Here is an 11,693-nt window from a genome sequence, read left to right as displayed (position 1 = left end):
ACGGCGGGATCCCCTACGACGAGGACCAGCGGCCGCCGCTGCATTTTCCCTACGAGGGAACGAAGTACGACGAGCTCAACAGCGTCACCCAGAGCGGCACGTCCCGCATGGTCCGGCAGGGCCGGTGGAAGCTCGTCTACGAGGTGACCGGCCAAGGGGAGCTCCACGACCTGACCGAGGACCCGATGGAGCTGTTCAACCGGTGGGACGACCCGGAAGTGGCCGAGGTCCGGGCCGCACTGACCGAGCAACTGCTGTGGTGGTCGACCCGGGTCGTGGACGACCTTCCTCGCGCGGCGTACGAACCGCGACGCGCACCGCACAACCATCTCGCCCCGTTCACCGTCCGCCGCCAGGAAGCCTGATCGCGGCAGCAGCGCCCGCGCGTGAGCGCCGGGCGCCGAGCAGGAGGAAGCAAGCATGGTCAACCGAATGGTCAATCGCCGGAAGTTCCTGGCCGCGTCGGGTGGTGCCCTGCTCGGTGCGGCCGGCCTCGGTGCCTGCAACACGGCTCCGAGTACGACCGAACGCTCGAGCGGGTCCTCCGGTGGCGGGGGCGGCGGACGTGGTCGAACGCTGCGCTGGTGGGACCACTTCCAGCCGCGGGCCGATCTGCACGAGAAGATCTTCGCGGAGTTCGAGAAGTCGACCGGTGTCCACGTGGAGTACACGGTCTACAACCCCAACAAGCAGGGTCAGGCACTGCAGCTCGCGTTCAGCAGCAAGCAGATGCCCGACGTCTTCACGACCGCCGGGTTGGGTGTCCCGGCCGCCAGGTTGCGCAAGCAGGGGTGGTTCGCGCCGATCGACCTGGACGAGAAGGCGCTGGCGGCGATACCGAAGTCCGCGTTCCTGGAGGGATTCACGCACTACGGTGGCAAGCTGTACTCCCTGCCGCTGGTCTCCTTCCGCCAGTACACCACACTGACGTGGTTCAACACCGACCTGATGAAGAAGGCCGGTGCCGACCCTGCACGCGACGTCACCACGTGGGACGGAGTACGCAAGACCGCCCGCGCGATCAAGCGGACCGGCGGTGGGGCGTACGGATGGATCGCGCCGCTGCAGTTCGCGCCCCGGATGGGAGAACACGTCGAGGACCTCGCCCAGGCGGCCGGAGGCGTCGGCAGCGTCGACCCGCGTACCGGTGAGTACACCTATGGAAGCGACGCCTTCGTCCACGCGATCGAGTTCCTGGCGTCGATGAAGCGTGACGGTGTTCTCTTCCCCGCCTCGTCCTCTCTCGACGCCCGTACGGCCAGGGCACGCTGGACGACCGGGATCGCCGGTGTCTTCTTCGACGGCCCCTGGAACGTCGGGGTGGTCAACGACGGCTTCAAGCAGTTCCTGGACAAGCTCGACGTCGCGCCGGTCCCGGTCGCCGAGGCCGGACGGGCGCCGGTGCTCTACAGCGCGCCGAAGGCCGGTGACTTCTGGCTGTCGGCAAGTTCCGAGGTGGCGGGCAAGGCCTCCGAACTACTCGGGCGCTTCGCCACCGAGGACGTCATGCTCCGCGAGGCCGAGCAGATGGACGCCATGCCGGTCGACCTCGGCCTGGTGGACAAGGCGAACGTCCACCCGACCTTCAAGCAGGCCGCCGAGTTCTACCGACGGCAAGTCAGGCTTGCGCCCAGTCCGGTCGCGCGGAACGCCGCGGTGTCCGACGTGATCGCCGAGATGAAGCCGATCGACCCCAACCTCGGAACCCTCGTCCAGGGCGCACTCGGCGGGCAGGTCAAGGACATCCGGAAGGCGCTGACCGAGTACGCCGGCAAACTCACCGCCGAGCGGGCGCGGGCGATCAAGGTGGTCGCGGGCAAGGGTGCCGAGGTCAGCGAGGACGACTGGAAGTTCGACGACTGGAAGCCCGGAGAGGACTACGGCACCCACAAGTACGGCTCCTCCTAGGCCTGCCAGGATCGGGAACTCCGCGCCCCGACGGGTCGGGTTGTACTCTCAGGCGGACCCCCGGGCAGCCGAGGAGAGTGGGTCGAATGCGCGCGACGATCAAGGACGTGGCCAAGCTGGCGGGAGTGTCGATCAAGACGGTCTCCAACGTCCTGAACGACTATCCCTACCTGACGCCCGAGACGAAGGAGAAGGTCGAACGCGCCCTGGCCGAACTCGACTACCGGCCCAACATCTCGGCCCGAAACCTTCGTCGCGGGCGTACCGGCCTGATCGCGTTGGCGCTTCCGTCGATGCGCAGTCCGTACTTCGCCGAGATCGCCCACCTCATCGTCAAGGAAGCCGAGACCCGCGACCTCACCGTACTCATCGACTGCACCGAAGGTGCGCGCGAACGCGAGCAACTGGTGGCCGAGGGGTTCCGGAGCCACCTCATCGACGGGATGATCCTGCAGCCCTGGTCGTTGACGGCTTCCTACCTGCGCAACCGGCCGGACCGGACACCGCTGGTCCTGCTCGGCGAACGGCTGCAGCGGTCCGCCGACAGCGTGGCCATCGACAGCCGGGCGGCGGCAGCGGCGGCCACCGAACACCTGATCGGACTCGGCCGCCGCCGGATCGCCGTCATCGGGGCGCCGCCGCAACCCCAGGGGGCCAAGCGCCCGCAGGAGTCCGGTCGGCGGCAGCAGGGCTACACCGACGCACTCGGCCGGGCGAACCTGCCGTTCGACCCAGCGCTCGTCGTCCACCAGCTCGAACACTCACCCGAAGGCGTCGCCGCCGCCGTCGACGAGCTGCTCGCCTCGGCCGGGGACTTCGACGCGCTCTTCTGCTTCAACGACCGGGTGGCGCTCGGAGCGATCCGGACACTGCACTCACGTGGCTGGCGGGTGCCAGAGGACGTCGCGGTGGTGGGGATCGACGACATCGAGGCGGCCCGGCTGAGCACCCCGTCGCTGTCGACGATCTCCCCGGACAAGCAGATGATCGCCCGTACCGCGGTGGACATGCTGGTCGAGCGCATCGACGGCCTCGACCGCCCGGCGCGGCGGGTGGTCGCCGAGTTCGAACTCGTGCCGCGGGAGAGCACCCTCGGCACCAGGCGGTCCCGGAGGAAGTGACGCCGCCAGCGGCCGGGCGGGCTACTCCTCGGACCGAGGTATTCACATACGGCGAAAACCGGCATAACCCCCGAGAGATCCTCAACCGGATGAGTTGTATGTTTATCGGTACCGAATTCTGGGGCCGGTTTCGGTCGGCTAATGTGGGATATGCCACACCGGCATCTGCGAACAAACGCCCGAAACGGCTTGGACGAACCGCCCTGAAACGGTTTCTTCCGTCAGATGTCGCCATTAGTTGATCATGCTGCGGCGAGAGCCTACCACTTAGCCTGGATCGAATTCGCCGGAACCGAATGGGGCGTTAGGTCCGTATGCCAAGGTCTACCCCTTCTGCGGCTGAGAAGGAGTAGTTCCCTTGAATTTCTTTCAGCGGCTTGGTGCCGTTCGATATCTTCTGACCGGTTTGGCCGTCGCTCTGGTCGCGGTCGGCGGCACCGCCGCCGTCGGCGCGATGAGGTCCGACAGCCCGCCACCGAAGGACGCCTCGGCTGATCTGGCCGCGGCGGCGCCCACCAGGACGCCGGCCGCCCGGCCCACCACCGCGCGACCGACGCCCACCAAGGCGCCGACGAAACGCGCCACCCCGAAGTCAACGCCCAAAACCACGCCCAAGGCGATCAATCACAAGAGCAAGGCCAAGCCCAAGCCGTCGCCGGTCAGGACGAGGAAGGCAGAGCCCAGGAAGGTCGCGACGAAGAAGCCGGCCGCCACGGTGAAACCCAGGGCCGTTACCCACAAGGCCAAGCCTGCACCGAAGTCGGTCACCGACGGCACCATCAGCCGGGCCGAGGTCCTGGCGCGGGCGCGCACCTGGCTGACTCCGTCGATCAGCTACGACATGAACGGCAGCGCGGCGGCGCCGGACGGAGTCATGTACCGATCCGACTGCTCCGGCTACGCCTCGATGGCCCTGCACCTCGACGCTCCGGGCCGGAGCACCATCGATCTGCCCGACGTCACTCACGTACTCCGCAGCAAGGACGACCTGAAGCCAGGCGACCTGCTCGGGATCATGGGCCCGGACACCGGCGGCGCCGGCGGGCACGTGATGATCTTCGTGAAGTGGAACGACACGTCGCACTCGAGCTTCACCGTGTGGGAGCACAGCGGGAACCCGGACCAGCCGCACAAGAGCGTCTACGACTGGCCGATTCAGGACTCCCGCGGCACCTATCTCCCGTACCGCTACGACAAGATCGTGGACTGAGCCATCCGGTGCGCCGACGCGGTTGGCGCCGAGTCTGGGATCCGTGCCGTGCCTGGCAACGCGCGTGAAGGCCGATGCGACGCTACCGTGAGAGACGATGCGTCGCGATCACAGCCTGGGGCCTTCGATGGGACGTCTCACCGGACCGTTGTCACTGCTCGGCCAACACGGCGACCAGCGGGGTGGCCGGCAGTTGCCGGCCACCCTGCTGGAACGTCTTGGACAGGGGCTGCGCGCCGACCTGTCCGCGGTGCGGATCCACACCGACACCGCGGCAGATCGCCACGCCAGGGTGCTGCGGGCGGACGCGTTCACCTGCGGTAGCCACGTCTTCTTCCGCTCGGGCGCCTACCGACCCGAGACCACGGCCGGTTTCCGGCTGTTGGCCCACGAGGCCGCTCACGTCGTTCAGCAGGCGCGTGCCGCGGCTTCCGGCGTGGCGCCGGCCGCGACCTCGGAGCAGGACGCCGACCGGTGCGCGGAGCTGCTCGTGGCCGGACAGCGGGCCGCGGAACATTCCGCCGGGCCGACGGTCGTGCGCCCGGGTCTGGGCCCGGTCATCCAGCGCCACGTCTCCTACGAGCACAGGGTCCTCGGCGACCTGGCCACCGACGACCTGGTTGCGATCTCGCCGCTTCCCGCCGGCGCTGCCGTCACCGGCGGACGCAGGCAGGAGATTCTCGACCGCCAGATCCGCCTGTGCGAACTGTGGCGGGACGACCCGACCGTGGTCACCGAGGAGCAGGTCCGCCGCGTGTGTCCGTGGATCCGGACGCTGCGTCTCGGCCCGGACCGCGTGCTCGCGACCTACGGCGAGGTGAACGCTCTCCCCGACTATCTGGCCAACGCCCCCGCACTGGAGTCCCTGGACGAGGGGCACCTGCTGCCCATCCTGCAGACGATCCGCCAGGAGGGCTACAACAACCTCAGCCGGCTGCGGGGCGGCTCGGATCCGCGGGCGTTCTTCGCCCGCTCGGCTTCCCCGCCGTACGACTTCGAGATGGTCACCAGACTGGTGAAGTGGGACGAACTGGACGAGCTCACCCGCGACCTGGGCGTGCTCCGCGAGGACCACTTCCGTGGGCTGCTGGCGCGCAACGCCTGCCACTTCGCGCCGTTCTCGTGGTATCGCTGGGAGACCTCGCACCTGATCGCCCGCGATCTTGCCAAGCAGGCGCACGCCACCGGTGACGCGGAGCTGGCGCGGCGGGCCTGGACCTTCGCCGGCTACGCCGACCACTTCCTTCAGGACTCCTTCGCCGCGGGCCACCTTGTCAACAAGACGTTGATAATGCAGTGGTTCGTGGAATGGGCTGCCGGCCAGGATCTCGTACCCGTGGCGGACCTGGACGTCATCTCGGCCATGACGGCGGACCGTCAACCCGGCCTTGCGGGCTTCCAGCTGTACGACGACAGCTACACCGGGCCGTCCAACGATCCCCAGACCACGCAGGAGCTACCGACCGCCGAAGAGCGCCTACGCGCCAGCGGCCTCGTCGTCGACGGGCCGGAGGACCCGCATACGGTGTACCAGAGGTATCTCCGGTTCCTCGCCAACGACGCCGCGCAACTGTCCTGCGCCATGGCACACGACTACTACAACAGCCACTCCCTGTGGGTCGCCTCCCAGGCACACCCGGAGCCGTACGAGGTGTGGGGTGACGCCACGTTGCTGACCGGCCGGGACGGAGCCGAGGGCATCCGGCAGACCAGCGGCGCCGCCCAGCTGTCCCAGGCCGCGGTGGAGGAGCTCATCCGTACCGGCGAGATGTCGTCCGGCGCTCGCGACATCCGTCGCCACTTCCCTACGATGGTGCGCACCGAGGCGGGCGACCTGGAGCCGGTCGCCGCGTGGAACACGGGCCGACGGGAGTTCTTCGAGGACAACATCTTCTCGGCGTTCCTGCCGGCACTGCAGAACATCGTGGTCCGGGTGTTCTCCCCCCGACTGGGCGTGGTGTCCCAGGACCAGGACCTCGCGGAGGTGTGGGGCCAGGAACTCGACGGGGCCGACGACCGTCCGGTGCACGTCGTGGAGTCCGGGGGGCGGCTGTTCGCGGGCGCGAACGGCCACGCGTACGAGATCGAAGCCACCAAGGGAAGCGTCCGGACCAGGCGCCGCCTGGCGGATCTGGGGATGTTGGGCAGTCGTGACACCCGGCTGGCCACCGACGGAACCACGTTGTTCGTCGGTGTCCACGGCCGTCTGCACGGTCTGGCGCTGTCCGACCTGAGCCCGCGGTGGGAGTTGTCCCTGCACGGGCCGAACCCGCTCGACCGAGGACCGGTCAGCGTGCTGTGGGACGGACACCGGCTGCTCGCGGGATACTCCGGCCAGGTGTCCGAGATCGACCCGACGACCGCGACACTGCTGCGCAGGCATCGGCTCGAGCACACACTTGGCTTCGGAGGCCACGAGACGACTCTGGCCGGCGACGGTGCGATGGTGTTCGCCGGGACTCCGGGCCACGTGTACGGCATGACCTCGGCGGACCGGAAGGCCCGATGGCGTGCCGACCTCACGAAGTCCGGCAGGCGGCCATCCCGGGCCGTCTCGGTGTTGTGGAGCGGCGGCCGGCTCCTCGCCGGCTCCGCGGGCCAGCTCTATGACATCGATCCCACAACCGGTGCGGTGCTGCACCGGCTTGCCCTGACCGGCAGCGCCGGGGACCACGCGATGTCACTGTCCGCTGGTGTCACGGAGGTGATCGCGGCGGTGGACGGACGGGTGTACGCAGTCGACCTGAACGACTGGTCCAGGGTCCGCTGGTGGGTCGACCTCGACGACAAGGACGAGGAACCCGGTCCGGTCAGCGTGTCCCTGCGCGGACCCCGGCTGTTCGTGGGATCGCGCGGGCACCTGCACCACCTGGACCCGGCAACCGGCAGGGTGCGCAACAGCCTGCCTCTCCGGCATCCGGTCAGCTTCGGCGACTTCACCACCACCATCTCCGCATCCGGCCGGTTCCTCCACGTCGGCATGCACGGCCACGCGTACCAGGTGCTCGTCAACGACTGACGGTGGGACGCACGATGTCAAGTTTTGGTTGACGTCGCTGCCAGTCCGGATTCGGACCTGATCCTGCCGGTGGTCCTTCCCCCTCTGCTCTTCGCCGCCACGCAGCGCACCACCGTGACGGAGTTCCGCCGGCACCTGGCGGCCGTTGCCTGGCTCGCCATCGGACTCACCCTGGCCACCGCGGCTGTGGTCGCCGTGGTCGCTCACGCCTGCCGACTGTCCTGGACCACCGCGGCAATCCTCGGCGCCGTGGTCTCTCCGCCGGACCCGCTGGCCGGCTCGCTGTGGTTCACCAGCGTGGGTACCGAACTCGTCCTCGCGGTGGTTGTGGGGTGCTGACCGGCCTGCTCGCCGGGGTGGTCGCGCAGCTCGCCCTCGCCCGGATCCGGGACGCCTACGCCGAGACGACCGTGACCGTGCTCGTTCCGTTCGTCGCCTACGTCGGCGCCGACCACCTGCGGGGTTCCGGGGTACTCGCCGTTCTGGTGCTGGGGTTGTACCTTCGCAGCCGCGCACACCACGCGACCACCTCCCAGGGCTGGCTGCTCGGGCGTTCCGTCTGGTCCTACGCGGACTTCCTGGTGGGCTTGTCCCGGCGGGACGACATCGTGGTGGTCGCCATGAGCTGCGTGCTGGTGACCCTGCTCGTGCAGGGACTCACCCTTGCTCCGTCGACCACCTGGCTGCGGGTGGGAAGCGAGGACGACGACAGTCGTTCGGTGGCACGGCTTCGCAGGGAGGCCGCCACTACGGCTCTGGAGGAGATCCGCCCCATCGAGCCCGAACACCTTGCGGACACGGTACGCCGCGCCGCCGTACTTCAGTACGAGGGCTACGTGTCGGCGCAGACTGCGATGGAGGAAGCCCGCCGGGCCGAGGCGTCCGAGAACGAGAGGGACCCGGCCGAGCAGCTACGCAAGGTCCTGCGGCGTGCCACCGACGTCGAACGTCAACACGTCCTGGACAGCCGCCGCCGCGGCACCGTCAGTGCCGAGGTGGCCGACAGGGCACTCCGGGACGTCGAGACACGCGCGGTTCGCGACCTCGGCTAGGACGTCTCGCGGAAGCACCCTCCTCAAGCCCGGCTTCAGAGTTCGGCGAGGGACCCGTCGTGGTGGCGCCACGGAGTGATCCGATAGCTGTGCCCGATCTCCGCGGCCCGGCGTACCGCCTGCTCGTCCACCTGAACACCGAGCCCGGGACCGGGTGGCCGCACCAGGTGGCCGTCCACCAACGTGAACGGCCGCTCGTCGACCAGTCCGGCCAGCACCTGCCTGCCGCCGTCGGCTTCCAGGCCGAGCGCCTGTTCCTGGACGAGGAAGTTGGGGGTGGCGAGATCAACCTGCAGCGACGCGGCCAGCGCGAGCGGCCCGAGCGGGCAGTGCGGCGCCAGCGACGCCCCGAACGTCTCGGCCACCACGGCGATCCGGCGTACCTCGGAGATTCCGCCGGCGTGGGACAGGTCCGGCTGGGCGACCGCGATGCCTGCCTGGAGAGCAGGGAGGAAGTCACTGCGGGAGAACAGGCGTTCGCCGGTGGCGACCGGGATGCTGGTGCAGGCGACGATCTCCGGCAGCAGGTGGCCGAACTCCGGCAGCACCGGTTCCTCCACGAACAGCGGCTCGAACGGCTCCAGCAGCGGGAGGACGCGGCGGGCCATCGGGGGCGAGAACCTGCCGTGGAAGTCGATCGCCAGGTCGCGATCGGGCCCGAGAACCTCACGGACAGCCGCCACCCGGCGCAGGAGAAGGTCGGTCTGGGCTGGTGTGTCGATGGGGCCGAGAGTGCCCGGGCAACCAAGCAGTTTCACCGCCGTGAGGCCGGCGGCGACCGCCCGAGCCGCGCTGTCTGCGATGGCACCCGGCTCGTCACCGGCGACCCAGCCGTACATGCGGACTCGTTCACGGACCGGTCCGCCGAGCAGTTCGTGGACAGCGGCCCCGCGTACATTTCCGGCGATGTCCCACAGCGCCTGGTCGATGCCGGCGACGGCGCTGGACAGGATCGGACCGCCGCGGTAGAAGGCGCCCTTGGCGAGCAGCTGCCAGTTGTCCTCGATCCGCAGCGGGTCGACGCCGATCAGCAGCTCGCCCAACTCGTGCACCGCCGCGCGTACGGTGCCGGCTCGTCCCTCCAGCACCGGCTCGCCCCAGCCGACCACTCCCTCGTCGGTCTCCACGCGGACGAACAACCACCGCGGTGGGACGAGAAACGTCTCCAGCCTGACGATCTTCATCGACTCCCCTGACCATCCGTCCGGGCGTACGCGTCGTGTGTCCGAAACGCCCGCTCGCCGCCGACCGGACGGCCCGGGCGGCGGCGGGCGATGCGAACGACGCACGTTATCCGGGATACCAGACGATCCGTGGGTCGTCGGGGCTTCGCTGGTAGTCCCAGGCCTCGTCGATGAGGCGTTCGGTGTCGTACTTCGGTTTCCAGCCGAGCAGCAGCTTCGCCTTGGCGTTGTCCAGCCAGGTCGAGTGGTGAGGCGTCGGCACCTTCACGGCCGGCAGGCCACGCGTACTCGCGAGGTGATCCGCCACTTGCTGGTAGTCGACCGGCTCGTCCATGCAGATGTTGAAGGTCTGGCCGAGGGCCGCCGGGTGCTCCAGCGCGATGGCGATCGCCTCGACCAGATCGCTGACGTGGACGAAGTTGCGCTTCAGCGGATGCCCGTCGGCGTCCAGCGCCAGTGGGACCGCACCCTCCGGGACGTCACCGTCCACGAGCTCGCGCCACGGCGGGCCGCCGAACTGGTCGGTGCCGAACGACAGGGAGTACCTGAAGTCGTCCCGGTCCATGATCCAGGGCGCTCGCAGGCAGGTGGAGTTCAGGCCGTACGCGATCTGGTACTGCTCGAGCATCACCTCCTCGAGCACCTTCGACAGCGCGTAGCATCCCTCGTACGCGGTGTGCCGCTGCGTCTCGGTCACCGGCACCGGGTGCTTGTAGACGAAGTGGCCGACGGCCGCGTCACCGCCGATGAGGACGAAGCGCTCGAACGCCGGGCTCTCCCGCGCTTCCTCCAGCAGCCAGAACAGACCCTTGACCGCCACGTCCATGATCTCGTCGGGCGTCTCCTTGCACGTCGCCAGGTGGACGACATGGGTCACCCCCGCCATCGCCTGGCGTACGGCGTCCCGGTCGGCGATCGATCCGAACACCGACTCGACGCCGTCGACGTCGAGGCTCCTGTTGTGGCAGAGCGCGCGGATCTCGCAGGTCCCCTGGAGACGATCGACGAGGGCCCGGCCCACCTTGCCGGTGGCGCCGGTGACGAGCAGCCTCACGAGTTCTGCCACTGCGGAAGGTCGAGAATGACGCTGCCCTGCAGGTTCCTGGTCTGCTGGCGCGCGCCCGTGGAGTCGAAGAACTGCTCCTCGTCGAACAACCAGGGCCGGGTGCCACCGTCGGCCTCGTGCCGAGCCCGCAGGTCGGCGAGCATGCCGTCCCCGCGGCCGTACGACGGCCACTTCACCCCGGACTGGCAGAACGACATGTCGATGAAGAAGCGCGGGCTGTCCTCACCACCGGGCTTCGCGCGACGTGCGTGCCACATCCCCGAGTGCACGATCAGCATCGAGCCGGGCGAGACGTCGTCGACCGTGATGGACCCCGGCAGGTCGGAGTCACCGAGGAACGTCAGCGCGTTGCTGTCCACGGCGTGGTGTTGCGATCCGGGTACCAGGAGCAGGTCGCCGATCGTGCCGTTGAGCCCGTTGAGATAGAAGAACACGTGCACCATCAGGTGCGAACGGTTGGTCTGGGGGTACTGCTCGTAGTCCTGGTGCCAGGCAACGCCCCTGGTGCCGGCGTCGTGCCGCGCCGCGTGGATGTGGTGGAAGACGTACCGCTCGCCACCCATCACCTTGTCCACCTGCTCGAGTGCCCGCGGATGCCAGGTGAGCGCGCCGATCTGCTCGTTCTCGTACGCGTTGCGCTGCGGCCTGGCCGACGCGTGCACGTCGACAGCCGCCTTCAACGTGTCGATTTCTTCCTTGCCGAGGAAGTCCGGGAAGACCGCGTACCCCTGCTCCTGGAATGAATCCAGCATCACTTTCCCTTTCGGCAGCCCGAACGGCTACGTCGACCAAACGAGGGAGCTCTGCGCACATCGGCACGGCAGTGGGCGGACATCACGCGAGATCAATCTTCGACGCTAGCCGCGCCCCGATTTGGGTGTCAACGAGACCCGCCCGCCTGCCGGTACCGGCCTCGCCGAGCCGGCGGTCACCGTCACCGTCACACTGCGGGTCGTGTTCGGAATCCGTCCTGGCCGGCTGCCGGTATCCGGTCGAGTTCTCACCTCGGCAAGCCTTGCTCTTACGGACGACCGGCCCGCCGTCAATCCGAACTTGCCGACAGCGGCCGGAAGTGCGTGAAGGTCTCGCAACCCTCCGACCCGTCAGACCCTCGGTCCAGGTAGTAGAAACTG

10 protein-coding genes are annotated in these 11,693 nt (G+C 68.7%); 7 read left to right on the top strand and 3 right to left on the bottom strand.

Annotated elements, in window-relative coordinates:
* Window positions 1–107: 107 nt before the first annotated feature.
* The 7 genes from BLU27_RS29850 to BLU27_RS11625 all read left to right on the top strand — a co-directional run bounded on the left by BLU27_RS29850 (window position 108) and on the right by BLU27_RS11625 (window position 8,310).
* Complete coding sequence (locus BLU27_RS29850) at window positions 108–365, top strand: sulfatase/phosphatase domain-containing protein (protein ID WP_197682015.1); 258 nt, start codon at window positions 108–110, stop codon at window positions 363–365.
* 55 nt (window positions 366–420) lie between these two features.
* Window positions 421–1,908: an extracellular solute-binding protein gene (locus BLU27_RS11650; protein ID WP_092653182.1), complete on the top strand. Its 1,488-nt coding sequence runs from the start codon at window positions 421–423 to the stop codon at window positions 1,906–1,908.
* An 86-nt stretch (window positions 1,909–1,994) separates the two neighbouring features.
* Window positions 1,995–3,029 carry a LacI family DNA-binding transcriptional regulator gene (locus tag BLU27_RS11645; RefSeq protein ID WP_092653180.1) on the top strand — a complete coding sequence of 345 codons (1,035 nt, stop codon included), beginning with the start codon at window positions 1,995–1,997 and terminating at the stop codon, window positions 3,027–3,029.
* A 358-nt stretch (window positions 3,030–3,387) separates the two neighbouring features.
* Entirely contained in the window at window positions 3,388–4,239 is an 852-nt protein-coding gene (locus tag BLU27_RS11640; protein WP_157728456.1) for an NlpC/P60 family protein, read from the top strand.
* 127 nt (window positions 4,240–4,366) lie between these two features.
* On the top strand, window positions 4,367–7,258 hold the full coding sequence (locus BLU27_RS11635) for an eCIS core domain-containing protein (RefSeq protein WP_206744649.1): 2,892 nt from the start codon (window positions 4,367–4,369) through the stop codon (window positions 7,256–7,258).
* Window positions 7,259–7,282: 24 nt separating this feature from the next.
* The gene (locus tag BLU27_RS11630; RefSeq protein WP_092653174.1) at window positions 7,283–7,597 is read left to right on the top strand and encodes a cation:proton antiporter domain-containing protein; all 315 of its coding nucleotides are present in this window, start codon (window positions 7,283–7,285) and stop codon (window positions 7,595–7,597) included.
* The gene (locus tag BLU27_RS11625) at window positions 7,591–8,310 is read left to right on the top strand and encodes a cation:proton antiporter domain-containing protein (RefSeq protein ID WP_092653172.1); all 720 of its coding nucleotides are present in this window, start codon (window positions 7,591–7,593) and stop codon (window positions 8,308–8,310) included. Before BLU27_RS11630 ends, BLU27_RS11625 begins: the two co-directional genes overlap by 7 nt.
* Window positions 8,311–8,345: 35 nt before the next feature.
* On the opposite strand, the gene dgoD is transcribed toward BLU27_RS11625, so the two are convergent.
* The 3 genes from dgoD to BLU27_RS11610 form a co-directional block, all read right to left on the bottom strand.
* The gene (gene dgoD, locus BLU27_RS11620) at window positions 8,346–9,494 is read right to left on the bottom strand and encodes a galactonate dehydratase (RefSeq protein ID WP_092653170.1); all 1,149 of its coding nucleotides are present in this window, start codon (window positions 9,492–9,494) and stop codon (window positions 8,346–8,348) included.
* A gap of 106 nt (window positions 9,495–9,600) precedes the next feature.
* The gene (locus BLU27_RS11615) at window positions 9,601–10,560 is read right to left on the bottom strand and encodes an NAD-dependent epimerase/dehydratase family protein (protein ID WP_197681793.1); all 960 of its coding nucleotides are present in this window, start codon (window positions 10,558–10,560) and stop codon (window positions 9,601–9,603) included.
* On the bottom strand, window positions 10,545–11,312 hold the full coding sequence (locus BLU27_RS11610; RefSeq protein ID WP_092653168.1) for a phytanoyl-CoA dioxygenase family protein: 768 nt from the start codon (window positions 11,310–11,312) through the stop codon (window positions 10,545–10,547). The genes BLU27_RS11615 and BLU27_RS11610 overlap by 16 nt, the downstream gene beginning before the upstream one ends.
* Window positions 11,313–11,693 lie beyond the last annotated feature (381 nt).

The sequence above is a fragment of the Actinopolymorpha singaporensis genome, from assembly GCF_900104745.1.
Taxonomy (GTDB): domain Bacteria; phylum Actinomycetota; class Actinomycetes; order Propionibacteriales; family Actinopolymorphaceae; genus Actinopolymorpha; species Actinopolymorpha singaporensis.
Note: the sequence above shows the minus strand (reverse complement) of the source record. Positions and strands in the feature narration are given on the sequence as shown.

Excerpts from the sequence above, each read along its gene's own strand:
- dgoD (WP_092653170.1), bottom strand. The coding sequence starts at position 9,494 with ATGAAGATCGTCAGGCTGGAGACGTTTCTCGTCCCACCGCGGTGGTTG.
- BLU27_RS11635 (WP_206744649.1), top strand. The coding sequence starts at position 4,367 with ATGGGACGTCTCACCGGACCGTTGTCACTGCTCGGCCAACACGGCGAC.
- BLU27_RS11645 (WP_092653180.1), top strand. The coding sequence starts at position 1,995 with ATGCGCGCGACGATCAAGGACGTGGCCAAGCTGGCGGGAGTGTCGATC.
- BLU27_RS29850 (WP_197682015.1), top strand. The coding sequence starts at position 108 with ATGGTCCGGCAGGGCCGGTGGAAGCTCGTCTACGAGGTGACCGGCCAA.
- BLU27_RS11610 (WP_092653168.1), bottom strand. The coding sequence starts at position 11,312 with ATGCTGGATTCATTCCAGGAGCAGGGGTACGCGGTCTTCCCGGACTTC.
- BLU27_RS11650 (WP_092653182.1), top strand. The coding sequence starts at position 421 with ATGGTCAACCGAATGGTCAATCGCCGGAAGTTCCTGGCCGCGTCGGGT.